Here is a 26,469-nt window from a genome sequence, read left to right on the forward strand (position 1 = left end):
TGACCACGTGGCTGTAGGCGCGCACCCCACCCGGTCCGACCGCCCGATCGACTTCTTCATCAGCTACTCGCCCGCCGACGAGCGCTGGGCGACGTGGCTGGCCTGGGAGTTCGAGGAGGCGGGCTACCGCACCCTGCTCCAGGCGTGGGACTTCGTCGCCGGCACCAACTTCATCGACTTCATGGACCGTGGGGTCCGCGAGGCCGAGGTGGTGGTGGCGGTGCTGTCCGAACGCTACCTGCACTCGACGTACGGCAAGCTGGAGTGGCAGGCGGCGCTGCGCGCCGACCCGGACGGCACCGGCAACAAGCTGGTCACGGTGCGGGTGGAGGACTGCCCGATCGACGGCCTGCTCGCCACCATCACCTACGTCGACCTGGTCGGGGTGGACGACCCGGCGCGGGCCCGCGCCCGGGTGCTGGACCGGATCCGGGAGGCGCTCGACGGCCGGGCCAAACCGATGCGCCAGCCGATGTTCCCGCGCCACCTCGACGATCCCGCCGGCGTGCTCGCCGGGCCCGTCGCCGGTGCGCCCGCGCAGCGCCGGCCACGGCGTACCCCGATCAACCCGCCGCCGTTCCCGCCGGCCGCGGCGGCGCCGCCGACCGCCCGCGACACCATCACCGTGCTCCAGGTGGGCGGCCCGCGGTTCGGCCGTGGCGTCATCTCCCCGGGCGCCCCGGTCACCCCCGGCGAGGTTCAGGAACACCTGATGGGCGACCTGACGCTGCTGATGAACGACGGGGTGCCCCGGCCGGACCTGCTGGTGGTGGCCGGCAATCTGACCGAGTCGGGCAGCGCACGCGAGTTCTCCGACGCGCTGAGCTTCCTCACCGGGCTGCGGGTGCTGCTCGGCCTGGAGCCGCACCGGCTGGTCGTGGTGCCCGGCCCGCGCGACGTGACGATGGCCGCGTCCCGGGCCTACTTCGCCACCTGCGAGGCCGACGATGTCGACCCGCAGCCGCCCTACTGGCCCAAGTGGCGGCACTACGCGCGGCTCTTCGACGACCTCTACCAGGGCCTCGACGACCGGATCTTCGACAGCGAGCAGCCCTGGACGCTGTTCGCGGTGCCCGACCTGCGGGTGGTGGTGGCCGGGTTGAACTCCACCATCGCCATCACCCACCGCGAGGAGGACCGGTACGGCTTCCTCGGCGAGGCGCAGTCCGCCTGGTTCGCCCAGCGGCTGCGGCACTACCAGCAGTCCGGCTGGCTGCGGCTGGGCGCGATGGCGCACGCCCCCGGCCCCCGCAGCCCGTACGCCGACGAGGTCCCGCCGGACCGGGTGTCGCTGCGCGACCGCGGCTCGGTCAACCGGCTGGTCGGCCCGATGCTCAACCTGCTGCTCTCCGACGCCGCGCCGACCGGGCGGGCCGACCCGGTGGTGCCGCTCGTCGCCGCCCCGCGCGACGGCCGGGCCCAGGTGCTGCGGCTCGGCGCGGACGGGATGACGCGCTGGGTGCTCGGCCGCGACGACCGCCGGGACGCCGGCGAGTCGACCGCGGTGGGCTGGCCCCGGGCCGAGGCGACGTTCGGCGCGTCCGGCCCGGCCCAGGTGCCCGACCCGCGGCGTCCGGCCACCGGGGAGGGCCCCACCCAGGGCGAGGCCGCCCCGGCGGTGGCGGCGGCGACCCCGGTGGAGCGGCTGCTCGACCGCCTCGCCGAGGTGTGCGAGGCCCGCTACGACCGGGTGCTGGTGCGCCGGGTCGACGCCGACCCGCCGCATCTGTACGTCAGCTACCGCTCCGACGGCGTGGTCCGGCAGCAGCGGGTCGGCGCGCACGTGGGCACGCCCGCGCCGGCCGACGTGGACCGGTTCGCCCGCCGGGTGCACGCCACCGACCCGGACATTCCCTCGGAGCTTGTCTACGACGGCGACCGGGTGCCGCGCGGGCTGGCCGAGGAGGCACAGCGGCGCGGCGTCCGGGTGCTGCACCTGACCGAGTTCCAGGGCCTGCTCGACCTGCGCGACTACGTCGCCGCGCAGACCGCCCGGCTCCAGGCCGACCGGCTCTACCCGCCGGGCCAGTACGTGCCGCAGCGCTACCGCCACCTGGTCGGCGCCGACCAGCGGGTCCGCGAGGACGTGGTGGACGAGCTGCTGGAGACGGTCTCCGCGCCGGACGGCCGGTTCGTGCTCGTGCTCGGCGACTTCGGCCGGGGCAAGACGTTCGCGCTGCGCGAGGTGGCCCGCCGGCTGCCCACCGCCGCGCCGGACCTGATCCCGATCCTGGTCGAGCTGCGCGCGCTGGACAAGGCGCACTCCGTCGACGGCCTGGTCGCCGCGCACCTGGCCAACCACGGCGAGCAGGTGATCGACCTGAAGGCGTTCCGCTACATGCTGCGCCAGGGCCGCATCGTGCTGCTCTTCGACGGGTTCGACGAGCTGGTGGCCCGGGTGACCTACGACCGGGCGGCCGACCACCTGGAGACACTGCTCCAGGCGGCCGAGGGCGCCGCGAAGATCGTGGTGAGCAGCCGCACCCAGCACTTCAAGACCAACTCGCAGGTGCTGACCGCGTTGGGCGAGCGGGTCGGCCTGCTGCCGCACCGCCGCGTGCTCTCGGTGGAGGACTTCACCCCGGGCCAGATCGAGTCGTTCCTGCGTAACCGCTACGGCGGCGACGAGACGGCGGCCCGGGATCGGATGAGCCTGCTCGCCGGCGTGAACGACCTGCTCGGGCTCTCCCGCAACCCGCGCATGCTCGGGTTCATCGCCAACCTGGACGAGGGGCGGCTGGCCGCGGTGGCCGGGGCCGGCGGCACGTTCAGCGCCGCCACGCTCTACCGGGAGATCCTGGCCGCCTGGCTGGACTTCGAGGAACGGCGTACCCAGGGCATCCCGGGCGCGCCGGTGAATTTGCGGCGGCCCGAGCTGTGGCAGGCGGTGAGCCGGCTGGCGTTCCAGCTCTGGGAGAGCGGCGAGTCCTACCTGCGGCTGGCCGAGCTGACCGAGGCCACCGGCCAGCTCGCCGGGCGGGCCGAGTCCCGGCTGTCCGGGCCGCAGGCCGCCCACGCGGTGGGCGCCGGCAGCCTGCTGGTCCGCACCGACGACGGGCTGTTCGGGTTCATCCACACCTCGGTGATGGAGTGGCTGGTCGCCGACGGCGTCGCGGACCAGCTCAACCGGGGGGAGGAGCCGACCGCGCTGGCGGTGCGGTCGCTGTCCGCGCTGGCCGTGGAGTTCCTCGGCGACCTCGCCGACCCGGCCCGCTGCACCGCGTGGACGGCCCGCGTGCTCGGCGACGAGTCGGCCGGCGAGACGCTGCGCGCCAACGCGATGCGGCTCAGCGCCCGGCTGCGCCTGCCCGACCGGGCCGACCTGCGCGGCGCGGTGCTGCGCGGCGAGGACCTGTCCCACCGGGAGCTGGCCGGGGCCGACCTGACCGGCGCCGACCTGACCGACGCCCGGCTGGTGGCCACGAACCTGACCGAGGCCCGGCTGGAACACGCCCGGCTGCGGGGCGCGCGGCTCGACCAGGCCCGCCTCGCCGGGGCGGACCTGCGCGACGCGGACCTGGCCGGCGCCCGGCTGTTCCGGGCCGACCTGCGCGGGGCGCGGACAGCCGGCAGCAGCTGGCACCGGACGGCGTTGATCGACGTCAACGCCGACCCGGGGTTGCTGCGGGCCCCGGAGCTGCGCGGAGCGGTCGTCGCGCCGGGCCGGCCGGTGACGCCGGGCCTGGCCCCGCCCGCGGTGGGAGTCGGGTACGGCTTCGAGGTGGGACGGCTGCCGGTGCCGGTCGCCTACAGCCCGGACGGCGCGGTGCTGGCGGTCGGCAACGACGACGGTGGCGTGCTGCTCTGCGACACGGCCACCGGGCTGGCGGTGCGTACCCTCCAGGGCCACCGGTCCCGGGTCTACGCGGTCCGCTACGACGCCGCCTCGCACCAACTCGTCACCGGCGCGGCGGACCTCACCGTACGGTTGTGGGACGCCGACCACGGCGACGTGCGGCACGTCATCGAGGACGTCTTCACCGGCTGGGTGTGGCCGCTGCTCACCGACGGGCGCCGGGGCCGGCTGGTGGTGGGTGACGCGGCCGGCGTGGTCCGGCTCTACGACACCCGCACCGCACGGCTGCGCCACACGTGGCGGGGGCACGCGGCGCCGATCTGGGGAACCTCGTTCAGCCCGGACGGCCGGCGGGTCGTGGTGGCGGACAGCGCCGGCACGGTCCGCGGCTGGGACGTCCACACCGGCCGGCTGGCGTTCGAGGTGCGCGAGCCGGAGGTGGTCTACCGGGTGGTGCACTCACCGGACGGCCGGCTGCTGGCCGCCGTCGGGCAGCACGGGCGGGTCTGGATCCGCCGGGCCACCGACGGCGAGCTGCTGCGCCAGCCCCGCGGCCACGAGGCCGACGTGTACGCCCTCGACATCCACCCGGACGGCACGCTGATGGCCACCGGCGACACGCACGGCGCGCTGCGGCTGTGGGAGACGGAGACCGGCCGCCCGGTGCGGGTGCTCGGCCGGCAGCGCGGCGCCATCTACAGCGTCCGGTTCAACGGCGACGGCAGCCTGCTCGCCACCTCCGCGAGCGACGGCGCGATCCAGCTCTGGGACACCGACGACGGTCAGGTGCGGCACGAGCTGACCCGGCACCGGGGCTCGGTCTGGCCGGTGGTGTGGCGGCCGGACCAGGCGCAGGTGGCGACCAGCAGCAACGACGGCACCACCCGGCTGTGGGACGTGCGCACCGGGCAGCTCCAGCAGACGCTGCGCGGGCACGGGCGGCGGGTCACCGCGCTCTCCTTCCGCGACGACGGGGAGGTGCTGGCGGCCTGCGGCAACGACGGCCTGATCCGGCTCTGGGAGCCGCGCACCGGCCGCCTGCTGCGGCGGCTCGCCACCCCGGCCGACCGCCTGCTCTCGGTGGTCTTCTGCCCGGACGAGCCGATGGTGGCCACGCCCAGCGGCGACGGCGGTGTGCACCTGTGGAACACCGACACCGGCGCCGACGAGCGGGAACTCAACGTGGACACCGATCACGTCTGGGCGGTCGCGTTCAGCCCGGACGGCGACGCGCTCGCGACCGCGAACGACGACGACACCGTACGCCTGTGGTACCGCCGCACCGGCCGGCATTTCGCCACGCTCACCCCGCACGGGGGGCGGGTGCGCACGGTGGCGTTCAGCCCCGACGGCGAGACCATCGCGACCGGCGGCGACGACCGGACGGTACGACTGTGGGACGCGGCCACCGCCACCTGCCGGCTGACCCTGGAACACCACACCGACCGGGTCTACTCGGTCGGCTTCAACGCCGAGGGCACGCTGCTGGCGAGCGCCGGCAACGACGGCACGGCGGTGATCTGGGACGTGTCCACCGGCGAGCGACGCACCGTGCTCACCGCGCACGTCGGGCGGCTCTGGTCGTGCGCGTTCAGCCCGGACGGCAACCTGCTCGCCACCGCCGGGGACGACCTGGTGATCCGGCTGTGGGATCCGGGCACCGGGCGGCTGCACGGCACCCTGGCCGCGCACACCCGGCGGGTCTGGTCGGTGCACTTCAGCCCGGACAGCAGCCTGCTCGCCAGCGCCGGCGACGACGGGACGGTCCGGCTGTGGGACGTGGCGGACCCGGAGCACGCCCAGTTGCGGACCACGCTCATCGGCCTGCCGGACGGTTGGGCGGCGGTCAGCCCCGACGGCCGGTACAAGCTGGACGGCGACCCGGGCGGCCAGTTCTGGCACGTCATCGGCACCTGCCGCTTCGAGGTCGGCGAGCTGGATCCTTATCTCACCCACGTCCGCCGCCTACCCGTCGACGCCCCCTTCTGACCCTGCCGCGGGTTTTCGTCGATCTTGGACTTGTGGTGCCATGCTGTCCGTGCCTACCCCGCCTCCAACGCCGCGATCATGAGGTTGACGGCGGTGTCATTCTCCGTTGATGCCGTCAACTTCATGATCGCCGCTCCTCGCGCCCCCGCCTGCTCCCACCCGGATCCGGCCAGCTCGCCCAACGAGCCGGGAAGCGGCCCGAACGCGCCACCTCATCAACCCCTCGACAACTCAGAGAACGGCGTGGATTCAGCGGGTGGCGGGGCCGGCCCACCGGACCTCGCCGTCGTGCCACACGTCCGTGGGGGCCAGGCCGCAGGCCGTGGCCACCGCCGCCGACGCGCGGTGGTCGGGATGGATGTGGGCCACGAGGGTACGCACACCGCGCCGCCCCAACCAGCCGACCATCCCGCGTGCGGCCTCGGTGGCGATGCCACGCCCCTGCCAGGGTGTGCCCACCACCCAGGCGATCTCGGCGACCGGCCCGTCGTCGACCGGATCCGCGTCGTCGAGGTGCCGGTGCCCGACCGCCCGCGCGCTCCCCGTGGCGGCGTGCCGGGTCGGAGCCTCAGGTTCGGTGACGGTGGCCTGGACGGTGCCGGCCAGCCGGCCGTCGTCGCGGAGCTGGACGACCCAGTTGCACCACGACTCCGCCGGGTCGGGGGAGCCGGCGACCAGCCGCTCGTAGCGAGCCCGCAACGACGCCGGATCGGCCGGGCCGCCGCCGATGAAGGTGTGCAGCGCCGGGTCGGCGAGCACGGCGGCCATCTCCTCGGCGTGCGCGACGCCGAGCGGCAGCAGGAGCAGCCGGTCGGTGGGGATGGGCTCCGGCGCGATCCCGCTCATCGGAAGTCAGCGCCGGTGCGCCAGGTGGGCGACGAACGCCCGCCATGCCGGCGGCGCGAAGACGAGGACCGGGCCGGTCGGATCCTTCGAGTCCCGTACGCCGACCAGAGCGGCCAGGTTGTCGGCCACCTCGACGCAGTCGCCGCCGTTGTTGCCGCTCTTCGTGCTCTTGCGCCACCGCGCACCGGTCAGGCCCATGAACGTGCCGCTTCTCTGATGACGTCGAGGGAGTGTGCCCTGGACAGCGCCTCGCCACGCAGCCGCTCCCAGCGCCGCTCCAGGGTAGCAATCCCCTCGGCTTTTTCGATGATCTGCGCCTGGGCCTGACTGTCGACGTGCGCGACCCGTCCGCCGTCAGGTAGCTCCGCCAGGGTGAAGGGCCCGCCGAGCCCCGGATACATGCCGGCCGACAGCGGCACGATGTAGACCTGAACCGCGGACAGCGCGGCACATTCAGCCAGGTGGGTGAGCTGCTCAGCCATCATCGTCCGGTCATCGCCGGCGGTACGCCCGAGGACGGACTCGTCGATGACGGCGATCAGGAGCGGAGGACGATCCCGGCGCAGGATGGCGTGCCGGGCGATGCGGGCGGAGGCTAGGCCGGCGATCTCGGCCTCCGACAACGCCTCTCCCGCGAGAGTCGCCCGCGCATAGGAGTCTGTCTGGAACAGACCCGGGATCCAGGCCAGTTGGAAGGTGCGCAGTGCCGTCGCTTCGCGTTCGATGTCGGCCCACGGGCGGAACCAGGCTGGCTCCCGGCGCTTGAGCGCGTCCGGCCACAACTCGGCGGCGTCCTTCCCGAGCAGCTCGGCGACCTGGGCGCGGTGCCGGGTCTGCGGAATCCGCCCCTGACTCGCCCATCGGGCCGCGGTCTTCGGGTCGACACCGACCCGCTCGGCCAGGCTCTCGGCGGTGTGCCCCGCCTCGGACATCGCGGCCACCACGGCTCGGTTCATCCCTGTGTCCTCCTCGAACATCCCGGCCATCCCGATGCCATCCTGCAACGCAGTGTGACTGTCCCGCAACGCTCGGCAGGGTTCTGGTGAACGGCGTGTCGGAGCGACGGAGAGGGACGCTTGATGCCGGAGGAGCAGGCGCGCGGTGAGCGGCCGGACGTACCGACCGGGGAGCCGGACGAATCGTGGACGGTGTCAGCGATGACCGCGCTGCACTCGACGGCGGCACCGGCCTGGGTCTGCGACGACTGCGGTGCGGACTGGCCGTGTCCGGCGTGGACGTCCGCGCCGACCGACGCTGCGCGGCGGGCGGAGTTGTTGCCGGAGTTCGTCCGGTTGACCCGGCGGGCGATCCACGACCTGCGCGGCCGTCCCGGCGGACCACAGCCGCCGGAGATCGTCCGGCGGTTCCTGTGGTTCCTGTCGTTGAACGACGAGGAGGCGCGGGCGGTCGCGCGGCGGTTGCGATGAGCCGGGGTCGCCGGGAGCACGTCCCGTCGCGGCCGACGTGGCGGTGCCGGGCCTGCGGCATCGCCTGGCCCTGCTCGGCGGCGAAGCTGCGGCTGCTGGCCGCCTACCGGGAGGCCCGGCCCGCGCTGTTGATCCACCTGGCCACGCTGTATGTCGAGGCCGAGGCGGACCGGCCCGCGCCGGACGGTGCGGACCGCTACCGGCGTTTCGTCGGCTGGGCGCGACGCCGGGGCGGGCGGTGAGCGCCGCCCACCCCGGCTCACCGAAGCGGTCAGCGCCGCCACTTCTGGTTGGCGGTGCCGCCGCACTCCCAGATCTGCAACCGGGTGCCGTCGGCTGAGCTGTTCCCGGTGGCGTCCAGGCACTTGTTGGCCTGCGGGTTGACGATGTCGCCCGCGGCGCTGAACACCCACTTCTGCGCGCCGGTGCCGTTGCAGTCGTAGAGCTGCACCTTGGCGCCGTTGGCGGTCGACCCGGAGGCCACGTCGAGGCACTTGCCGAGCGCGCGCACCGAGCCGTCCGCGTTCCAGGTCCAACGCTGCGCGGCGGTGCCGTTGCAGGTCCAGAGTTGCACGGCGGTGCCGTTGGCGGTGGCGGCGCTGGCCACGTCGACGCACTTGTTGCCGTACCCGACGATCTGACCGCCGGTGCCCCCGCCGCCGTTGTCCCAAGCCTGCACCCGGACGTAGTCGATGGTCATGGTCTGCGGGAACGTGGTGGCGCCGTCCGGCGAGCCGGGCCAGTTGCCGCCGACCGCGACGTTCATGATCATGAAGAACGGGTGGTCGAAGACCCAGCGGTTGCCGCCCGCGTCGGCCGGCGTCTTGCGGGAGTACGCCACACCGTCGAGATACCAGGTGATCGAGTCCGGGGCCCAGTCGACGGCGAACGTGTGGAACGCGTCGGCGAGCGCCTGGCCGTTCGGCAGCGAGGTGGACGCGCCGATGCCGTTGCCGCCGGAGTAGCCGGGACCGTGCAGCGTGCCCCACACCGTGGACGGCGCGTAGCCGACGTTCTCCATGATGTCGATCTCGCCGCTGTTGGGCCACGGGTTGCTGCCGATGTCGTTGCCGAGCATCCAGAACGCCGGCCACAGCCCCTGCCCGCGCGGGATCTTGATGCGGGCCTCGAACCGGCCGTACGCCTGGGCGAACGTGCCGTTGGTGAGCAGCCGGGCCGACGTGTACTGGCAGCTTCCGTACCAGCAGGAGTAGCCGGACGGGTTTTCCTTGCGGGCGGTGATGACCAGGTTGCCGTTGCCGTCGAGCGCGGCGTTGCGGGTGCTGTTGGTGTAGTACTGCAACTCGTTGTTGCCCCAACCGCCGCCGCCGATGTCGTAACGCCACTTGCTCGCGTCGGGGGCGGCGCCGGCCGGGCCGTTGAAGTCGTCGGACCAGGTGACCGCGCCGGGGGCGGCCACCGCTGGGGTGCTCGGGACGGTGGTGAGGGCGGCCGTGAGGCCGACCGCCGCCATCGCCAGGGCGGCGACGCTACGGATGCTGCGCACGGGGTGCCTCCTGCGGTGGTGGGGGTCGCTCACCGTCCGGTCGGCCGGCCCCGCGCCGGAACGGTAAACAAACTTCAAAGATAGTCTTCGATGAAGGTATGAACGAAGTCGTCCACTGTCAAGAGACCGCTTCCCGCCGATCCCGTTCCGGTTCGGGCTGACGCACCTGCGGCGGTGGCGGCGGCCGGCGCATCGTGCGCCACGGACCGCCCAGCAGCGGCGTGAGCACCACCAGCAGGTAGCAGGCGCCGATGGTGACGAGCGTGGACGTGGTGCCGAACCGGTCGGCGGCCAGCCCGGCACCGAGCGCGCCCACGGGCATGGCGGCCCAGGCGCCCGCGCCGATCACCCCGTAAACCCGGGCCCGCATCCCGGCCGGCACCCGTTCCAGTTCCACCGCGCCCATCAGCGGGTTGAGCGCGCCGGCGGCCAACCCGGCCACCGCGACGACCGCGACCACCACCGGCAGCGGCGGCGCGGCGGCCAGCGCCCACAGCGGCGGCGCGCCGCACACCGCGTACGCGGTGACGAACGTGGCCCGGCGGGGCAGCCGGTGCCCGATCGCGCTGAACACCAGCGAGCCGACGAGCGCGCCGCCGCCCATGACGCCGACAAGCAGGCCGAACGCGGCAGGTCCGCCCAGATCGCGGTTGGCGACGACCGGCAGGAGCACGTTGCTCTTGGCCGCGTCGAAGAGGTTCGTGACCAGCACCAGCAGCACCATGGCGCGCAACAGCGGCTCCCGGACCAGGAAGCGCAGCCCGGCGGCGAACTGACGCCAGTAGCCGCCGGCCTCCGCCTCGTCGTCCTCGGTGGACGGGCGCAGGCCGCGTGGCACCAGCAGCGTCACCGCAAGCGCCGAGACGGCGAACGTCGCCGCGTCCACGGCCAGCACCGGCAGCGCGCCGAGCAGGCCGACAAGCAGGCCGGCCACCGGCGCGCCGATCATCCGGGCGCCGCGCGAGGTGGCCTCCGCCCAACCGATCGCCCGTTCGATCGGCACCCCGGCCACGGCCGCCGCCTCCGGCAGCAGCGCGGTGCGGGCGGTCTGCCCCGGGGTGTCCAGCAGCCCGCTGACGAAGACCAGCGCCAGCAACGCCGGGAACGGCAGGCCGACCGTGGCGTGCAGCACCGGCACGGCGGCGACGGTCACGCCGGAGACCACGTCGGCAAGCACGCTCGACCGGCGGTAGCCGATCCGGTCGACGAGCACGCCGCCGAACGCGCCACCCAGCACCACCGGCGCGGTGGCGAACGCGCCGGCCAGCCCGGTGGCCGCCGGTGAACCGGTCTCGGCCAGCACGTAGAGCGGCAACGCGATGAGCGTCAGCACGTTGCCGGTCAGCGAGACGGCGTGCCCGATCAGCAGCCCGGCCAACGGCCGGCGGTCGCGGGTCACTGCGGCCCCCGGTATGCCTGCCAGATCAGCGTGACCATTTCCGCGCCGGGCCGGCCGGGCGCCCCGCGCCGGTGCCAACGCCGGCCCAGCTCGGACAGCTCGTCGCGCAACTCACCCAACTCGTCGGGGGTCAGGTGCAGCACCGTGTCGCTGCTCGTGGTGCCACGCACCCAGGCCAGGTCGAGGCTCGCCTCGGACTCCAGATAGGCCTGGTAGCGGGCCACGTAGCGCTCCATCGCGGCCCGCCGCAGCAGACTGCCGGCGAGTTGCTGCTCCGGGTCGTCGAGCAACTCGACCGGATCCCAGTCGGTGGTGGCGTGCGCCGCCCGCCACCACCGCTCCCGGCGGTTGCGGGCCAGGTCGGGGGCCTCGGCCACGAAGCCGTGCTCGGCCAGCTTGCCGATGTGCCAGCTCACCGAGCCGACCGCCTCGCCGACGCGCTCGCTCAGCATCCCCACCGTCTGCGGGCCGCGCAGCCGCAGCTCGCCGAGCAACCGCAACCGGGTGGGGTGGGCCAACGCCCGCATGGCACGGGGGTCGGTCAGGTGCACGTGGTTCGGCTCGTCCGCCATGCCGCCAGGCTAGACCGACAAGAAGGGAAGTACAAGGCTCCTTGTGCGTCAGTCGAGGCAGAACTCGTTGCCCTCCGGATCGGCCAGCACCAGGTGACCGGCGTCGAGCGGGGGAGCGGGCTCGTGGCGCCCGACGCGGATGGCGCCGCGCGCGACGAGCCGGTCGGCCGCCGCCTCCAGCGCCGCCATCCGGGCGTCGCCGGTCAGCCCGGGCGCGGCCCGCACGTCGAGGTGCACCCGGTTCTTGCCCCGCTTCGGCTCGGGCACCCGCTGGAAGAACAGCCGTGGTCCGGCGCCCTCGGGGTCGACCACGGCCGAGGCGTCGTTGTGCCGCTCCACCGGTACGCCAAACGCGGTGAGCGCCTGCTCCCACGAGTCGAAGCCCTCGGGTGGGCCCTGGACCTGGTAGCCGAGGGCCTCGGCCCAGAACGCCGCCAGCGTGGCCGGGTCGGCGCAGTCGAAGGTGAATTGCACGTCGCGGGCCATCTCGGCTCTCCTTCGGTCGGGTCCCGGCCAGCCTGCCCCAGACAGCGGTCAGGCGCTGTCCGCGACCCGCGGGAAGGTCAGGCCCGCCCCTTGAGCCGGCGGCCCATCTCCCGGGCGATCTCCCGCTTGGCGTCCCGCTCGGCGAGCGCCTGGCGCTTGTCGTACGAGCGGCGGCCCCGGGCCAGGCCCAACTCCACCTTGGCCCAGCCGTCGGCGAAATACATCGACAGCGGCACCAGCGTGACCCCGCCGTCGCGCAGCCTCTCCAGGATCCGGGCGATCTCCACCCGGTGCAGCAGCAGCTTGCGGGTGCGCCGGGGCGCGTGGTTGGTCCAGGTGCCGAAGCCGTACTCGGCGATGTGCAGCCCGTAGAGCCAGATCTCGCCGTCGCGTTCCTGGGCGAACGCGTCGACGAGCGACACCCGCCCCTCGCGCAGCGACTTCACCTCGGTGCCGGCCAGCACGATGCCCGTCTCGTAGGTCTTGAGGACGTCGTAGTCGTGCCGTGCCTTCTTGTTCGAGGCGATCAGCTTGCGCCCGTTCTCCCTGGCCACCCCCGCACGATACCCGCGCCCCCGGACCCCCGAATTCCCGGAGAGAGTGCCGGTCCGGGCCGGCGTGGCCACTGTTTCCGGGAATGAGCGCGCGGGTGCGGTGACGGGGAGTTGGGTAGGGAGTGGGGGTGGCGGTTCGGACGGTGACGGAGGGGAGCGGCGGATGACACGGGTGGCGGTGCTCGGGCTCGGCGGCATGGGTACGCCGATGGCGGCGAACCTGATCCGGGCCGGACTGGACACGGTGGTGTGGAACCGGCGTACCGACCGGGCCCGCGCGCTCCGGGACCACGGCGCCGAGGTCGCCGCCGATCCGGCCGAGGCGGTCCGCCGGGCCGACGTGGCGGTGACCATGGTGACCGACGCGGGCGCGGTCCGTGCCGTCGCGGTCGACCAGGGCATGCTCGCCGCCCTGCCGGACGGCGCGGTGTGGGCGCAGATGAGCACCGTCGGCGTCGCCGAGACGCAGCGCCTGGTCGAGCTGGTCGCCGCCGAGCGACCCGACGTCACGTTCGTGGACGCGCCGGTGGCCGGCAGCCGGGGCCCGGCCGAGCAGGGGAAGCTGACCGTCCTCGCGTCCGGCCCCGAGCAGGTCCGCGACCGGGTCGCCCCGGTCTTCGACGCGGTCGGGCAGCGGACGCTCTGGCTGGGCCCGGCCGGCGCCGGTTCGCGGCTCAAACTCGTCAACAACCTGCTGCTCGCGTTCGTCAACGAGGGCGTCGCCGCCGCGATGGCGCTCGCCGACACGCTCGGCCTGGACCGCGACACCGTGCGGCAGGCGTTCGACGGCAGCCCGCTCGTCTCGCCGTGGGCGGCGGAGAAGCTGGCGCGGGTCGCCCGCGACGAGCACGGCCCGCAATACTCGCTCGCGCTGGCGCTCAAGGACGTCGAGCTGGCGCTGCGCGAGGCGCCGACGGGCAGCTTCCCGGCCGCCGAGGCGCTTGCCGCCGAGTGGCGCGACGCGGTGGGCCGGGGGCTCGGCGGCGACGACCTGACCGTGGTCACCCGGCTGCTGGGGCCCGGCGCGGCCCGCTGACCACCCGGCTTCCGACGGTGGCCGGACCGGGACCCGCCGCCGCGCGGGCGGCGCCGCGCACCGCCGCCCCGCCGGTCAGGCGGGCACCGCCTCCGGCTCCCGGTCCGCGCCGACGCGGTCGGCCACCCAGCCGGTGACGATCAGCAGCAGCGCCGCACCGTAGGTGCCCATCACCAGCAGACCCGCGCCGGGCAGCTCCGTGCCGGCCGCGCCCACGCCGATGAGCAGGTCGGAGACGAGGAAGCACGCGCCGCCGGCGGCGACCCGCGCCGACACGCCGGTCGCGGCGGCGGCCATCAGGCACAGCGCCAGGCTGTAGCCGAGCACCGGCAGCCGTAACGGCCCCAGCGCGCCCCACAGCAGCGCGTTCCCGGCGGCCCAGGCGAGCAGGTAGCCGCCCCACGCCACGGCCGTCGGTCGCCCCCGATCCAGGAAACCGGTGAGGAACGCGAGCTGCGCGATCAGGAAGAACCCCATCCCGAGCAGGAACGCGGCCCGTCCCGGCACGAGCAGGGCCACGTCGCCGGCGGTGGCCGCGACCAGGCCGGCGGCCACCGCGTCCAGCCGGCGTCGGTGCGCGATGAGGTACGCCAGCAGCACCGGCGCCAGCAGCGGCTTGGCCAGCCACTGGAGCAGTGTCGAGTCGAGCGCGACGCCGACCAGCTCGACCGCGGCGACGACGCCGAACAGGGTGAGCCAGGAGCGCCTCACCGGACCGGCTGCCAGCCGGGGCGGCCCAGCAGGTAGCCGAGTCGGTGCCGCCAGCAGGTGGCCCGGCGTACGTCGGAGAAGATCGCGGCGAATTCGTGGGTGGCCACCCGCAGCGGGTTGTAGGTCTGGATGTTCTTCGTCAGCCCGTAGCGCGCCGCGGCCCGCTCCGGCGCGAAGCTGCCGAACACCCGGTCCCAGACGATCAGGATGCCGCCGTAGTTGCGGTCCAGGTATTCGGTGTTCGAGCCGTGGTGCACCCGGTGGTGCGACGGCGTGTTGAAGATCCACTCGATCGGCCGGGGTAGCCGGCCCACCCGCTCGGTGTGCAGGAAGAACTGGTAGAGCAGGCTGATCGACTGCTGAAGGAAGATCATCCACGGCGGAATGCCGAGCAGCGCCAGCGGCAGCCAGAACGGCAGCGAGGTCATCGGCGTCCAGCTCTGCCGCAGCGCGGTGGACAGGTTGTAGTGGACGCTGGAGTGGTGCACCACGTGGCTCGCCCAGAGCACGCGCACCTCGTGGTGCGACCGGTGGAACCAGTAGTAGGCCAGGTCGTCGGCGAAGAAGACGATCGCCCAGGTCCACCAGTCGCCGGGGGACAGGTGCACCGGCGCGACCGTCCACAGCGCCGCGTAGAGCCCGACCGTGAGCAGTTTCCACGGCACGCCGACGAGCTGGCTGCCCAGCCCCATGGACAGGCTGGTGGCGGTGTCACGCAGCTCGTAGCCGCGCTCGTCGTCGTCGGGCAGGAAGCGGTAGGAGGCCGCCTCGATGACGATCAGCAGCAGGAACGCCGGGACGGCGTACAGCACAGCGGGGATCATGCGCGCGCTTCCCTTCCGGGGGTGGGGGTGGTGACCGGGGCGGTCAGCAACGTCCGGGCCTGCCGGGCCGCCGCCGCGCCCTGGCCGGAGGCGATCGCGGCGGCGAGGCTGCGGTGGCCGGCCACGTCGAGCAGTTCGGCGGTGCGGGCGTCCGGGGGCACGTCGCCGACCGCGAACGTGCCGGCCACCAGGCTGTTGAAGGCGAGCTGGTAGGCGGTGTTGCCGCTGCCGCGCACCACCAGCCGCCAGATGCGGATGTTCGCTTCGGCCATCCGGTCCAGGTCCGGCGCGAGCGCGCCGTACTCCTCGGCGGCCCGGACCAGCGCGGCGCCGGTCGCCGCGTCGCCGCGCTCGGCGCAGAGCCGGGCCGCGTCGGTCCCGACGCAGGCCCGCATCTCCAGCATGTCGCGGACCAGCGTCTCGACCGGGAGTACGTCGCCGGAGCGCGCCAGCGCCAGCGCCAGGTCGAGCCCGGCGTGCACCCGCCAGTCGAGCACCCGGGTGGCGCCGCCCTGACTGACCCGGACCAGGCCGAGCTGTTGCAACCGGCGCAGCGCCTCCCGGACCGCGTGCCGGTTGACCGCGAACGCGGCGGCCAGCTCGCGCTCGCCGGGCAGTGTCTCGTCCGGCTGGTGGCGACCGGCGACGATCGCGTCGCGGAGTTGGCCGAAGACGTGGTCGGAGACCGAGGCGCGGGGCGCGGGGACGAAGGCCATGGCCAGCAGTGTGGCCCCGAACACATCAACCCGTCAACTGGTTGTACCAGTGTTCGTCGCATGGGTACGCCGGCCGGTGCGTGCCGTCGCCGTCACCCCTCGTATCCTTTCCGCCGTAGGCCCGCCACGAGAGGAAGGGAGCCGGTGTGAGCGACCGGGTCGAGACGTTGGAGTTCCAAGCCGAGGCACGTCAGCTGTTGCAGCTGATGGTGCACTCGATCTACTCGAACAAGGACGTCTTCCTGCGTGAACTGATCTCCAACGCGTCCGACGCGCTGGACAAGCTGCGGCTGGAGTCGCTCGTCGACAAGGAGCTGTCGGCCGACACGTCCGACCTGCACATCTCCCTCGACGTCGACCGGGACGCCCGCACGCTCACCGTCCGGGACAACGGCATCGGCATGTCCCGCGACGAGGTCGTCGCGCTGATCGGCACCATCGCCAAGTCCGGCACCGCCGAACTGCTGCGCAAGCTCCGCGAGTCGCAGGACGCCACCGCGTCCCAGGAGCTGATCGGCCAGTTCGGCGTCGGCTTCTACGCCACCTTCATGGTCGCCGACAAGGTGACCCTGCTGACCCGCCGCGCCGGGCAGACCACCGCCACCCGGTGGGAGTCCAGCGGCGAAGGCACCTACTCGATCGAGGAGGTCGGGGACGCGCCGCAGGGCACCTCGGTCACCCTGCACCTCAAGCCCGTCGACGCCGAGGACAACCTGCACGACTACACCGCCGAGTGGACGATCCGGGAGATCGTCAAGCGCTACTCCGACTTCATCTCCTGGCCGATCCGAATGACCGTGGAGAAGCCCGGCGAGGACGGCGAGACCACCCGCGAGGAGCAGACGCTCAACTCGATGAAGGCGCTCTGGGCGCGCTCGCGGGACGAGGTCGACGAGGCCGAGTACAAGGAGTTCTACCGGCACGTCGCGCACGACTGGGCCGACCCCCTCGAAACCATCCACATGCGCGGCGAGGGCACCTTCGAGTACGAGGCGCTGCTCTTCCTGCCCTCGCACGCCCCGCTCGACCTGTTCTCCCCGCAGGGCCGCCGCGGCGTGCAGCTCTACGTCAAGCGCGTGTTCATCATGGACGACTGCGAGGCGCTGATCCCCAACTACCTGCGCTTCGTCAAGGGCGTGGTGGACGCGCACGACCTGTCGCTGAACATCTCCCGGGAGATCCTCCAGCAGGACCGGCAGATCCGCGCGGTGCGCCGGCGGCTGGTCAAGAAGGTGCTCGGCACGCTCAAGGACATGTCGGCCGAGTCGTACCGCACGTTCTGGACCGAGTTCGGGCCGGTGGTCAAGGAAGGTCTGCTGGAGGATCCGGACAACACCGACGCGCTGCTGGACCTGGTCCGCGCCGCCTCCACCCACGACCCGGCCGAGCCGACCACGCTGCGCGACTACGTCGAGCGGATGAAGGACGGGCAGACCGAGATCTACTACGCCACCGGCGACAACCGGGCCACCATCGAGAACTCGCCGCACCTGGAGGCGTTCCGGGCCAAGGGCTACGAGGTGCTGATCCTCACCGACCCGGTGGACGAGGTGTGGGTCGAGCGGGTCGGCGCGTACGACGGCAAGACGCTGCGCTCGGTGGCCAAGGGCCAGGTCGACCTGGAGACCGAGGAGGAGAAGGAGAAGGCCGAGGCCGAACGGCAGGAGTACGCCGACCTGCTCACCTTCCTCGGCGGCGCGCTCGCCGACAGCGTCAAGGAGGTCCGCCTGTCCACCCGGCTGACCACGTCACCGGCCTGCGTGGTGGGCGACGCGCACGACATGACGCCGACGCTGGAGAAGATGTACCGGGCGATGGGGCAGGAGGTGCCGCGGGTCAAGCGGATCCTGGAGCTGAACCCGACCCACCCGCTCGTCACCGGGCTGCGCAAGGCCCACGGCGAGGGCGGCGACAGCGCCGCGCTGACCGAGACCGCCGAGCTGCTGTACGGCATGGCGCTGCTGGCCGAGGGAGGCGAGCTGACCGACCCGGCCCGCTTCACCCGCGTCCTCGCCGACCGTCTCGCCCGCAACCTGTAGGTGCAAGGCGGGGCCCCTTTTTATCGCCTACGCGATAGGAAGGGGCCCCGGTTAACACCTCTGCCGGGCGAGCCGGGGGAGGTGGATCAGAACTGTTAAGCGGGGCCCCTTCCTATACCGCAGGCGTTAAGCGGGGCCCCCGCCTTCATAGCTGGCCGGGGAAGAAGCCGTGGCGGGCCAGCGGCTCGACGATCTGGTGCTCCTCGTACGACAGGTGCGACAGCAGCGTGTCGGTGAGCAGGTCCACCGCCTCCTGCAACGCGGTGAAGTCGCCGGGCGAGCCGATCAGCTCCACCAACGCCCGGTCGACGCTCTCCACCACCCCGTGGATCACCACGTGTTCCTCCTCGAGGCGGTCCAGCACCGGTGCCAGGCCCGCGTCGGAGCGGCGCAGGTGCGGGAAGATCGAGGCGTCCTCCAGGCCGTGGTGCTGGGTCACCACCGTGCAGTACGCGGCGCAGTACGCGCCGAGCGTCCAGTTGTTCTGCCGCATCGTCATCTCGTTCAACGCGGCCCGCGCCCCGCCCGGCGAGACCGTGCCACGCGTGACCTGTGCCAGCAGGTCACGCACCTGGGCCAGCTCCTGGCGCAGGTGGTCGTGCACGTCCACCAGGTGCTGCCCGGCGGCCTGCGCACGGGCCGGGTAGACGTGTCCGGCCGGCGCCGGTGGGGCGCTCGGCCGGTCCGCCTCGTCCCAGAGGCGGCGCGCGCTCAGGCGTACCCCCGGATCCGGGGTGGGGGTGACCGCGAGCGCGGTCGGGAAGCCGGTGGCGGCCTGCTCCTCGGCGACCGCGCGGGCGCCGCTGCCCGGCGTGGTGCGCTCGGCGGCGACCAGCTCCCGGACGGCCGGCGCCACCTCCTGGGCGAAGAGTTGGATCGCGCGCGGCTCGTCGCTGCCGAGGATGAAGGTGGTGATGCCGTGTTCCAGCGTCAGCCCGGCCAGCTCCTCCACCCACTGTTCCGGCGGGCCGGCGAGGAAGCCGGTGGACGAGCGGGCGAACGTGCCGGTGACGTTGAGCATCCGGCGGATCGCGCCCGGGTCCCGGCCTGCGGCCCGCGCGCCGTCGTCGACGAGCGTGTTGAGCGCCGGCAGGTCGTCCGGCCCTTTCGGCAGGTACGCCAGCGACGGCAGCCAGCCGTCTGCGGCGCGCCCCACCAGCCGCAGCATGCGCGGCTTGTACGCGCCGACCCAGATGCCCACCGGGTGCGCCGGGGCCGGCCCGCGTTTCGCGCCGACCACGCGGTAGTGCTCGCCGGCCACCCGGATCATGCCGCGCCGGCCGGTGTCCCAGACCTCGCGGATCACGGTGATCGCCTCGTCGAGCGCGTCGACCGCCGCGCCGGGGGAGAGCCGCCGGCCGCCGGTCGCCTCGATGGCGTCCCAGAACGCGCCCGCGCCCAGCCCGAGTTCGATCCGGCCACCGGTGAGCAGGTCCAGGCTGGCCACGCTGCGGGCCAGCACCACCGGCTGACGCAGCGGCAGGTTGAGCACGTTGCCGGCCAGGCCGATCCGGTCGGTGGCGGCGGCCACGTACGACATCAGCGTCCACGTGTCCAGGAAGCCGGGCTGGTACGGGTGGTCCTGGAACGTGACCAGGTCCAGCCCGGCCTGCTCGCAGAGCGTCGCCAGCGCCACCACCTGCTCGGGGTGCCCGGCGGCGGGGGTGAGGAAGCCGCCGAAGGTCAGCTCGTGTCCGTGTTCGGTCATCCGCCCCGCTCCTCGCGTGATCTTGCCCGGTCCCGCCCACGGTAGCTCCGTCGTCGGGCCGGACGGCCGTGTACCCGGCACCGATCCCGTGCGGCGCGACCGATTCCGCCCCCACCGCGCTCGCCTGGCCCGATCGCCCGGCTGGGTGAAGAACGTCACAAGAAGTGGGCAATCGCGGATATTCGTCCCTAGCGTCGGTTCCGTTCGCAGACGCGGACACCACGGGCCGGTAACGCCTAATCCCGCCGCCGGCCCGGCGGAACCGAAACTCGGGCGGGAGCGGGGGACCCACAGGTTCCACGGTGCACGTCACCTCGGGGTGAAGCCGCCACCGGCGGCCGGGCTCCTCGGCCCGAACCCGACAGCTCACCTCGTCGGCGTGGAGGAATCCACATGTCAACTGCATACTCAGCCCGGCACCGCCGGAGCGTGGTCCACCGCGCCACGGCCCGCCGGACCGCTGTCGGCGCGATCGTCGCCGGCGCCGCCACCGGCGCCGCGGCACTGCTCGGGCCGGCCGCGCCGGCCAGCGCCGCGAGCGTGAACTGGGACGCCGTCGCGCAGTGCGAGTCGGGCGGCAACTGGCACATCAACACCGGCAACGGCTACTACGGCGGGCTCCAGTTCTCCCGGAGCACCTGGAACGGCTACGGCGGCCAGAAGTACGCCGACCGGGCCGACCTGGCCAGCCGCTCCGAGCAGATCGCCGTCGCCGAGAAGGTCCTGCGCGGGCAGGGCATCGGCGCCTGGCCGGTCTGCGGCAAGAAGGGCGGGTCGACGAAGAAGTACGCCGCCAAGGAGTCCGGCTCGACCACGTCCGCGAAGAAGGCCACCTCCTCGCAGAGGGCGTCGGCGCCGAAGAAGGCGTCCGCGCCGAAGCGCTCCAGCAGCGCGCCGGTCGCGGGCACCTACCTGGTGCGGCCCGGGGACACCCTCTCCGAGATCGCCGCGACCCAGCACGTCGACGGGGGCTGGCGTGCGCTGTACGCGGATAACCGGGCCGTGGTCGGCGCGGACCCCGGCCTGATCTTCCCGGGTCAGCGGCTGCGCCTGCGCTGATCCTGAGTCGTGTCGCGTCGCGATCCTGGGGACCGCGTCGCGCCCACGAGCGATGCGAACGCCCGGCCGGGCCGTCCGGCCGGGCGTTCGCCGTCGCGCGACACGCCGGGAACGGCCGGCGTACGTCCTGCGTGCGGCGTCGGCGGCCGGTCCGGTACGGCGGGTGACGAGGTTCCGACGTCGACGGTTGCTATGGTCACGAGGCTTGGCTAGGACGTGAAGAAAGCGCGGATATGACCAACGATGCGTTCTCGGCCGCCGCGAGCCTCGACGAGCTGCTGACCCGCACCCAGCAGGCGCTGGCCGCGATGCGGTCCCGGGCCACCGTGCACGCCGACGGCGAGCCGGGCGAGCTGCTCCGGGCCGAGGGCACGGCGGCCGGCGGCCGGGTGCGCGCGGTCGCCGTCCAGGGTGGCCGGTTGGACTCCGTCGCCGTCGACCCGGCGCTGGCCGACGAGCCGCTTGACGTCCTCTGCGGACACCTCGTCGTCGCCGTCAACGCCGCGCTGACCGAGTTGGACGCGCAGGTCAGCGCCTCGGCCCGGGCGGACACCGACGCGCTCGCCGCCCGGCTCGGCGGCCTGCCCGACCAGGCGGAGCTGTTCAGCCGCGCGATGCACGAGGTGGCCGCGCGCATCCGGCGAGACCGCGCCGTCGCGTCCCGCGCCGCCCGCCCCGCCTGACCAGGTCCGTCCACCCGGCCGGCCCATGCGGCACCGGCCGCGCCGCGTCCGACTGCTCGCCCGGTGCTCCGGCAAAGCGCCGGCGTCGGCGAACGCGCCTTCCCTGGTCTGCTTACTGGGATTGACCTTCCGAATAGCGGGAACGGCAGAGATCTTGGTAGGAAAGTGCCCCCATAGGGGCCGTTTCGTACCAAGATCTCGAAGCCGGGAGCCGGGAGCCGGGAGCCGGGAGCCGGGAGCCGGGAGCCGGGAGCCGGGAGCCGGGAGCCGGGAGCCGGGAGCCGGGGATACGGAACGGCCGGCCGTCGAGGAGGACGACGACCGGCCGTTCCGCGTCGCGGTCAGCTCAGCGTGACCGCGGTGTCGTCGACGACGAAGGACGTCTGGAGCGAGGCGTCCTCCACGCCGCTGAACGAGATGGTCGCCGTGGTGCCGGCCAGCGACGAGACGTCGAAGGACCGCTGCACGTAGCCGGTGGCCTTGTTCAGGTTGGAGTAGGTGGCGAGCGTGGTGCTGCCGGCCTTGACGGTCAGCTTGTCGTAGGCGGTGGTGCTGGTCGACTCCGCGCTGTCGATGTGCAGCCAGAAGCTCAGCGTCGCCCGGCACCCGGACGGGATGGTCACCGACTGGCTGAGCGTGTCGGTGTGCGAGGAGCCGTAGCCGTCGAGCCACGCCTTGTACGAGCCGCTGTGGGAGGCCTGGCCGCTGTCGGTGGTGATGACGCCGGACGTGGCGCTCCAGTTCGCGCTGCCCGACTCGAAGCCGGGATTGGCGAGCTTGTTGCCGGAGCAGCCGCCCGACGGCGGGGTGGAGGTGGCGGTCGGGGACGGCGTGCCGCCGCCGGAGCAGGTCGGGTCGCCCGACTGCGCCGGCACGCTCACCGCGTCCCAGGCGGCCTTGACCGTGTTGAACTCGGTGCAGCCGCTCGGGTAGAGGTTCTTCGCCGCCTGCAGCGTCCAGGTGCGGTACTTCAGGTACGACGAGGACGAGGTCTTCAGCAGCATCGCGTTATACATGATCTTGATGGCCTTCTGGATGCCCAGGCCGGTCACGCTGCCGCCGTTGCAGGTCGAGCTGCTGGGCTGCCCGTTGGTCGGGCTGTTGCCGTTGGCCAGCAGGTAGAACCAGTGGTTGCCCGGTCCGGCGGAGGCGTGCACCTCGCCGGAGGGCACGCTGCTGGAGTAGCAGTTCGGGTCGCCCAGCGCCGACGGGTTGTACATGTTGCGGATCGGGCCGGAGCCGACCAGGTTGATCTTTTCGCCGACCAGGAAGTCCGGCGCGTCGTAGCTGGACGGCTCGTTGGCGAACCACTCGGTGGCCGCGCCGAACGTGTCCGCCACGAACTCCTGGGTGCCGCCGCGGGAGATACCGCCCGGGGTGTGGTCGTCGATGCCGTGGCCGATCTCGTGGGCCACCACGTCGAGCGAGCCGATCCACTGGCCGGCGGTGTTCTTGCCGATCTGGACCTGGGAACCGTCGTAGTAGGCGTTCTGGTCGTTCAGGCCGACCCGGATCGGCCAGTAGCCGCCGTTGCCGTCGGCGCCGTTGCGGCCCAGCCACTGGCTGAGCATCTTGTGCTCGGTCTGCGCGCTGAACAACGCGTCGACGCAGCCGGTCTCCTTGTTGGTGGCGGTGCCGTTGCCCCAGGCGTCGTCGGTGCCGCTGAACGTGCTGTTGTTCGCGGCGTCCTGGCAGCTGAGGTTGGTGACGCTCGGGTCCTTCATGGTGTAGGTGCTGCCCGACTTGGTGGTGTTCAGGGTGAGCGGGCTCGGCCCGTTCCAGGCGCCGGTGCCGGTGCCGTTCACGACGTGCTCCAGGGTGCCCAGGACGGCGCCGGTGTGGGCGTCGACGTCGACGGTGAGTCGGCTCGGCCCGTCGGCGCCGGTGCCGCGCACCGTGGTCTCCCAGGCCAGCGCCGGCTTGGCGCCGAGCGTGTAGACGACGAGCGTGCTGCCCTCGACCGCGCTGACGGTCTTGAGCTGGGCACGTGCCGTCTTGACGGCGGCGGCCGAGGTCAGCTTGGGGGTGGTGGCGAGGGCGCCGATGGGGCGCTGCTGCGCGACGGAGGCGTACTTCAGGTTGCCGGCGGAGTCGGTCGCGAGCACGAAGTCGCCACCGACCACCGGCAGGCCCTTGAAGGTGCGCTCGTAGGGCACGTACTGGGTGCCCTCGGAGGAGATGACGGGCTTCTGCACGAACGCGTCGTCGGAACCGGCCTGGAGGTAGGCGGGACGGTTCGCGACGAGCGTGCGGGCCGACTCGGCGGCCGTGGCGCGGGCCTGGGCGAGGCTGGGTGCGGCGGGCCCGGGCGGCGCGGCCTGCACCGCCGCGGCGGTGCCGGCGGCGAGCACGCCGGCGGCAGCCGCGCCGGTGAGCGCGGCGAGGCGAGGTGAGAGCTTCAAGAGGGTTCGCTCCTGTTCTGAGGCGCGCCGCACGGAGCCCGGTGGGGTCGGGCGGCGCGATGGTGCGAGGCAGGTGACGGTCGGTCTCCGGAGCTGCCGGCGTGGCTCCGGGTCGACGGATCGACCGTCCGAGCCGCCGGGGGTTGGCGACTCGGAGAGCACGATCACACGCCGCTGGATCCGGGAGCAATGGGTGACCTGGGCAACCGACAGCCGTCGGACATCCCGCCGGCACGGCGAATTCAGGAAGCCATGATCTTCAATAGCCCCTGATCAGGGGGAACATTGTCGGCGACCGCCCGGCGGGTGTCCGACCTGCGTGCAATGCCGCTGTTCGCCGATGGCGCACATAGATTCAGCGCGGCCCTCGGGTCCGCGTCGGCAGCCCGGTCGGCACCGGCGGCAGCGAGGGAGAACCGGTCGGCCCCGGGAGGGGCGTCCCGCTCGGACTCGCGCTCGGGGTCGGGCTCGACGGCGTGGCGCTCGGCGTCGGTGCGGCCGACCGGCTCGGTGCCACCGTGCGCGGCGGCGGCGCCGGGCGGGTCGGCTCCGGAGCGTCGCGGGGGAAGGCCGGGTCGTGGAAGCGGTAGCGGTCCGGGTCGAGCTTCATCGCCTCGGTAGCCCGGGTCATGAACTGCCGCCAGATCGGCGCGGCCCCGGTCGAGCCGTACACCTCGTAGCTGCCGCCACTGGTCCGCAACGGCTTGCCGTCGGTGGTGCCCAACCAGACCGCCGAGGCGAGCGCGCCGGTCCACCCGACCATCCAGGTGTGCACGTTCTTCGTGGTGCTCTGCCCGGCCTGCCAGGTGCCGGTCTTGCCGGCGGAGTCCCAGCCGTTGTCCAGCCGGGCCGCCCGCACGCGGCGCAACGTCCAGTCGAGCTGGTTCACCGCCTCGGCGTCGAGGTCGAGATCGGTCTGCCGGAGCCGTTCCGTCCACACCGTGTCGTCACCCTTGGTCACCGACCGGACGAAGTGCGCGTCGGCCCGCCTGCCGCCGGCCGCGAACGTGGCCATCCCGTTGGCGTGGTCCTGCACGGTGATGCCGTACTGCCCGATGCCCACCTCGGTGGAGAAATGCTCCGCCAACCCGTCGGCGGGGTCGTCGCGCAGGTCGACCCGCTGCGGTCGCGGATTGCCCCGGACGGTCTCCCACATCGACTCCACGCCCGCCTGGCGGGCCATCTCGATCACCTTGGCGGTGCCGAGCTTCTCGGTCAGCTCGAAGTAGGTGACGTTCAGCGAGGCGACCGTGGCCTCCCAGAGCGCGCAGTCCGGCTGGCAGGGCGCGTGCTCGGCGTTGCGGATCGGACCGGCTGCGCTGCCCCGGGTGCGCCCGGACGCGGGGAACTCCTTGGTGTCCGGGGAGTCGAACCGCTGCTTCACCGAGATGTCGTCGCGCACGGCGGCGGCCAGGTCGTACACCTTGAAGGACGACCCCGGCGGGTGCTGGCCGAAGCCGCGCGCCTGGCCCTGCTCGTCGGTGTACCAGCCGGCGTAGTCGGCGCCGGAGCCGCGGTCGCCGCCGTAGTAGCCGAGCACCCGGCCGCTGCCCGGCTCCACCGCGACCAGCGCCGCCTGCCAGTTCTTCGGCTGGCCGCGGACCGCCGCCGGCGCGCTGTCCCGGCGGATGTCCGCCGCCGCCTCGGCCGCGTCCTGCACCCGCTTGTCGATCGTGGTGACGATGCGGTAGCCGCCGTCGCGGATCACCTCGTCCGGCTTGCCGCGGAACGGCTCGGCGCCGCGCAGCTCCGCCAGCACGTGGTTGACCACCAGCCCGGTCGGCCGGTCCAGGTCGGAGCGGCCGGCGTCGCGGTCGATCGGCCGCACCGTGTCCGGGTACGCCAGATCCGCCGCCTGCCCCGGGGTGAGGTAGCCGAGCTTCACCATGCCGTCGCGGATGTAGTTCCAGCGGTCGATCGAGTTCTGCTTCGCCAGGGCGTTGCGGCGCGGGTCGTAACCGGGGGCGCCCTGCGGGTCGGCCGGGTCCGCCTCCGGCTGCTTCACCATCGCGCAGAGCACCATCGCCTCGGCCGGGGTGAGCTGCTGTGACGCGGGCGCGTCCCGGCGCACGGTCTTGCCGAAGAAGGTCTGCGCCGCCGCCTCGATCCCGTACGCGCCCCGGCCGAACGGGACCGTGTTCAGATAGAAGCCGAGGATCTCCTCCTTGCTGTACTTGTCGTCGAGCTTCCAGGCGATGACCGCCTCGCGCAGCTTGCGCGAGTAGGTGACACCGCGCAGGTCCGCGGCGACCCGCGCGTACTGCTGGGTGAGCGTCGACGCGCCCTGCCGCTGCCCGCCGCTGACGTTCGCCCACGCCGCCCGCAGCACGCCCTTGACGTCGATGCCGCGGTTGGTCCAGAAGGTCCGGTCCTCGGCCGCCACGATGGCCTGCTTCGCCGAGTCGTTCATCGCCTCGTACGGGACGATGGTGCGGTTCTGCGCCCCGAGCTTCGCCATCGGGGTGCGACCGTCGGCGTAGTAGACCGTGGTCGACTCGGGCAGCTTCAGGTCGGTGGGGGTCGGCACGCTGTCGAAGTAGTATCCGCCGGCCACCAGCCCGGCCCCGGCCAGCAGCGCGACGACCGCCAGGATGACGAGCAGGCGCCGGCCCCGGCGTCGCGGTCGCGCCGGGACCGCGCCGATCTCTCCGCTGTGCCGCACGCGATGCCTCCGACTGCTCGGCCGAATCGTCCATGCCCGGCTCGCAGGCTAAC

Annotated in this window: 21 protein-coding genes and 1 riboswitch; of the genes, 7 read left to right on the plus strand and 14 right to left on the minus strand. The window is 73.2% G+C overall.

What is annotated here, in order from left to right:
• Window positions 1-7 precede the first annotated feature (7 nt).
• Window positions 8-5,785, plus strand: a complete 5,778-nt coding sequence (locus tag O7602_RS12945; protein WP_281589121.1) for a TIR domain-containing protein — start codon at window positions 8-10, stop codon at window positions 5,783-5,785.
• Between the two features lie 249 nt (window positions 5,786-6,034).
• On the opposite strand, the gene O7602_RS12950 is transcribed toward O7602_RS12945, so the two are convergent.
• The 3 genes from O7602_RS12950 to O7602_RS12960 are packed head-to-tail and all read right to left on the minus strand — an operon-like array spanning window position 6,035 to window position 7,587.
• On the minus strand, window positions 6,035-6,631 hold the full coding sequence (locus O7602_RS12950) for a GNAT family N-acetyltransferase (protein ID WP_281589122.1): 597 nt from the start codon (window positions 6,629-6,631) through the stop codon (window positions 6,035-6,037).
• A 6-nt stretch (window positions 6,632-6,637) separates the two neighbouring features.
• Window positions 6,638-6,829, minus strand: coding sequence for a DUF397 domain-containing protein (locus tag O7602_RS12955; RefSeq protein ID WP_281589124.1), 192 nt, complete (start codon window positions 6,827-6,829; stop codon window positions 6,638-6,640).
• Window positions 6,820-7,587: a Scr1 family TA system antitoxin-like transcriptional regulator gene (locus O7602_RS12960; RefSeq protein ID WP_281590276.1), complete on the minus strand. Its 768-nt coding sequence runs from the start codon at window positions 7,585-7,587 to the stop codon at window positions 6,820-6,822. Before O7602_RS12960 ends, O7602_RS12955 begins: the two co-directional genes overlap by 10 nt.
• A gap of 123 nt (window positions 7,588-7,710) precedes the next feature.
• Between O7602_RS12960 and O7602_RS12965 the strand changes: the two genes are divergently transcribed.
• Together O7602_RS12965 and O7602_RS12970 are read left to right on the plus strand one after the other, a co-directional pair.
• Window positions 7,711-8,058, plus strand: coding sequence for a hypothetical protein (locus O7602_RS12965; protein ID WP_281589127.1), 348 nt, complete (start codon window positions 7,711-7,713; stop codon window positions 8,056-8,058).
• Window positions 8,055-8,300, plus strand: coding sequence for a flavin reductase (locus O7602_RS12970; RefSeq protein WP_281589129.1), 246 nt, complete (start codon window positions 8,055-8,057; stop codon window positions 8,298-8,300). Before O7602_RS12965 ends, O7602_RS12970 begins: the two co-directional genes overlap by 4 nt.
• A gap of 29 nt (window positions 8,301-8,329) precedes the next feature.
• On the opposite strand, the gene O7602_RS12975 is transcribed toward O7602_RS12970, so the two are convergent.
• The 5 genes from O7602_RS12975 to smpB form a co-directional block, all read right to left on the minus strand.
• Window positions 8,330-9,565, minus strand: coding sequence for a family 16 glycosylhydrolase (locus tag O7602_RS12975; protein WP_281589131.1), 1,236 nt, complete (start codon window positions 9,563-9,565; stop codon window positions 8,330-8,332).
• Window positions 9,566-9,683: 118 nt separating this feature from the next.
• The gene (locus O7602_RS12980) at window positions 9,684-10,964 is read right to left on the minus strand and encodes an MFS transporter (RefSeq protein WP_281589133.1); all 1,281 of its coding nucleotides are present in this window, start codon (window positions 10,962-10,964) and stop codon (window positions 9,684-9,686) included.
• Complete coding sequence (locus O7602_RS12985; RefSeq protein ID WP_281589135.1) at window positions 10,961-11,536, minus strand: helix-turn-helix domain-containing protein; 576 nt, start codon at window positions 11,534-11,536, stop codon at window positions 10,961-10,963. Before O7602_RS12985 ends, O7602_RS12980 begins: the two co-directional genes overlap by 4 nt.
• A 48-nt stretch (window positions 11,537-11,584) precedes the next feature.
• On the minus strand, window positions 11,585-12,022 hold the full coding sequence (locus tag O7602_RS12990) for a VOC family protein (protein ID WP_281589137.1): 438 nt from the start codon (window positions 12,020-12,022) through the stop codon (window positions 11,585-11,587).
• Between the two features lie 77 nt (window positions 12,023-12,099).
• The gene (gene smpB / locus O7602_RS12995; protein ID WP_281589139.1) at window positions 12,100-12,576 is read right to left on the minus strand and encodes an SsrA-binding protein SmpB; all 477 of its coding nucleotides are present in this window, start codon (window positions 12,574-12,576) and stop codon (window positions 12,100-12,102) included.
• A 163-nt stretch (window positions 12,577-12,739) separates the two neighbouring features.
• Here smpB and O7602_RS13000 point away from each other — a divergent pair, with 163 nt between their 5' ends.
• Entirely contained in the window at window positions 12,740-13,612 is an 873-nt protein-coding gene (locus tag O7602_RS13000) for an NAD(P)-dependent oxidoreductase (RefSeq protein WP_281589141.1), read from the plus strand.
• Window positions 13,613-13,687: 75 nt separating this feature from the next.
• Here the strand turns inward: O7602_RS13000 and O7602_RS13005 are convergent, their stop codons facing one another.
• Genes O7602_RS13005 through O7602_RS13015 form a run of 3 tightly spaced genes read right to left on the minus strand, consistent with a single transcriptional unit; the run spans window position 13,688 to window position 15,863 of the window.
• Window positions 13,688-14,323, minus strand: coding sequence for a lysoplasmalogenase (locus tag O7602_RS13005; RefSeq protein ID WP_281589143.1), 636 nt, complete (start codon window positions 14,321-14,323; stop codon window positions 13,688-13,690).
• Complete coding sequence (locus O7602_RS13010; protein ID WP_281589145.1) at window positions 14,320-15,147, minus strand: sterol desaturase family protein; 828 nt, start codon at window positions 15,145-15,147, stop codon at window positions 14,320-14,322. The genes O7602_RS13005 and O7602_RS13010 overlap by 4 nt, the downstream gene beginning before the upstream one ends.
• The gene (locus O7602_RS13015; protein ID WP_281589146.1) at window positions 15,144-15,863 is read right to left on the minus strand and encodes a GntR family transcriptional regulator; all 720 of its coding nucleotides are present in this window, start codon (window positions 15,861-15,863) and stop codon (window positions 15,144-15,146) included. The genes O7602_RS13010 and O7602_RS13015 overlap by 4 nt, the downstream gene beginning before the upstream one ends.
• Before the next feature lie 206 nt (window positions 15,864-16,069).
• Here O7602_RS13015 and htpG point away from each other — a divergent pair, with 206 nt between their 5' ends.
• Window positions 16,070-17,902, plus strand: a complete 1,833-nt coding sequence (gene htpG, locus O7602_RS13020) for a molecular chaperone HtpG (RefSeq protein ID WP_281590278.1) — start codon at window positions 16,070-16,072, stop codon at window positions 17,900-17,902.
• 145 nt (window positions 17,903-18,047) lie between these two features.
• On the opposite strand, the gene O7602_RS13025 is transcribed toward htpG, so the two are convergent.
• Window positions 18,048-19,610 carry an LLM class flavin-dependent oxidoreductase gene (locus tag O7602_RS13025; RefSeq protein ID WP_281589147.1) on the minus strand — a complete coding sequence of 521 codons (1,563 nt, stop codon included), beginning with the start codon at window positions 19,608-19,610 and terminating at the stop codon, window positions 18,048-18,050.
• A gap of 250 nt (window positions 19,611-19,860) precedes the next feature.
• Window positions 19,861-20,005, plus strand: a riboswitch (cyclic di-AMP (ydaO/yuaA leader).
• Here O7602_RS13025 and O7602_RS13030 point away from each other — a divergent pair.
• Together O7602_RS13030 and O7602_RS13035 are read left to right on the plus strand one after the other, a co-directional pair.
• A complete protein-coding gene (locus O7602_RS13030; protein WP_281589148.1) occupies window positions 20,004-20,669 on the plus strand; it encodes a transglycosylase family protein in 666 nt (221 codons plus the stop codon). It overlaps the preceding riboswitch by 2 nt.
• 233 nt (window positions 20,670-20,902) lie before the next feature.
• Window positions 20,903-21,352, plus strand: a complete 450-nt coding sequence (locus O7602_RS13035) for a YbaB/EbfC family nucleoid-associated protein (RefSeq protein WP_281589150.1) — start codon at window positions 20,903-20,905, stop codon at window positions 21,350-21,352.
• 341 nt (window positions 21,353-21,693) lie between these two features.
• On the opposite strand, the gene O7602_RS13040 is transcribed toward O7602_RS13035, so the two are convergent.
• A complete protein-coding gene (locus O7602_RS13040) occupies window positions 21,694-23,754 on the minus strand; it encodes a M4 family metallopeptidase (RefSeq protein WP_281589151.1) in 2,061 nt (686 codons plus the stop codon).
• 355 nt (window positions 23,755-24,109) lie between these two features.
• Window positions 24,110-26,416 carry a transglycosylase domain-containing protein gene (locus tag O7602_RS13045; protein WP_281589153.1) on the minus strand — a complete coding sequence of 769 codons (2,307 nt, stop codon included), beginning with the start codon at window positions 26,414-26,416 and terminating at the stop codon, window positions 24,110-24,112.
• Between the last annotated feature and the right edge of the window lie 53 nt (window positions 26,417-26,469).

This window comes from Micromonospora sp. WMMD1128, from assembly GCF_027497235.1.
Taxonomy (GTDB): domain Bacteria; phylum Actinomycetota; class Actinomycetes; order Mycobacteriales; family Micromonosporaceae; genus Micromonospora.

What these genes read in the sequence shown, in the direction of transcription:
- O7602_RS13030 (WP_281589148.1), top strand. Translation starts at nt 20,004, where the DNA reads ATGTCAACTGCATACTCAGCCCGGCACCGCCGGAGCGTGGTCCACCGC.
- O7602_RS12960 (WP_281590276.1), bottom strand. Translation starts at nt 7,587, where the DNA reads ATGAACCGAGCCGTGGTGGCCGCGATGTCCGAGGCGGGGCACACCGCC.
- O7602_RS12950 (WP_281589122.1), bottom strand. Translation starts at nt 6,631, where the DNA reads ATGAGCGGGATCGCGCCGGAGCCCATCCCCACCGACCGGCTGCTCCTG.
- O7602_RS13025 (WP_281589147.1), bottom strand. Translation starts at nt 19,610, where the DNA reads ATGACCGAACACGGACACGAGCTGACCTTCGGCGGCTTCCTCACCCCC.
- O7602_RS12955 (WP_281589124.1), bottom strand. Translation starts at nt 6,829, where the DNA reads ATGGGCCTGACCGGTGCGCGGTGGCGCAAGAGCACGAAGAGCGGCAAC.
- O7602_RS12965 (WP_281589127.1), top strand. Translation starts at nt 7,711, where the DNA reads ATGCCGGAGGAGCAGGCGCGCGGTGAGCGGCCGGACGTACCGACCGGG.
- htpG (WP_281590278.1), top strand. Translation starts at nt 16,070, where the DNA reads ATGGTGCACTCGATCTACTCGAACAAGGACGTCTTCCTGCGTGAACTG.
- O7602_RS13010 (WP_281589145.1), bottom strand. Translation starts at nt 15,147, where the DNA reads ATGATCCCCGCTGTGCTGTACGCCGTCCCGGCGTTCCTGCTGCTGATC.
- O7602_RS12970 (WP_281589129.1), top strand. Translation starts at nt 8,055, where the DNA reads ATGAGCCGGGGTCGCCGGGAGCACGTCCCGTCGCGGCCGACGTGGCGG.
- O7602_RS12985 (WP_281589135.1), bottom strand. Translation starts at nt 11,536, where the DNA reads ATGGCGGACGAGCCGAACCACGTGCACCTGACCGACCCCCGTGCCATG.
- O7602_RS13015 (WP_281589146.1), bottom strand. Translation starts at nt 15,863, where the DNA reads ATGGCCTTCGTCCCCGCGCCCCGCGCCTCGGTCTCCGACCACGTCTTC.
- O7602_RS13000 (WP_281589141.1), top strand. Translation starts at nt 12,740, where the DNA reads ATGACACGGGTGGCGGTGCTCGGGCTCGGCGGCATGGGTACGCCGATG.
- O7602_RS12990 (WP_281589137.1), bottom strand. Translation starts at nt 12,022, where the DNA reads ATGGCCCGCGACGTGCAATTCACCTTCGACTGCGCCGACCCGGCCACG.
- O7602_RS13035 (WP_281589150.1), top strand. Translation starts at nt 20,903, where the DNA reads ATGACCAACGATGCGTTCTCGGCCGCCGCGAGCCTCGACGAGCTGCTG.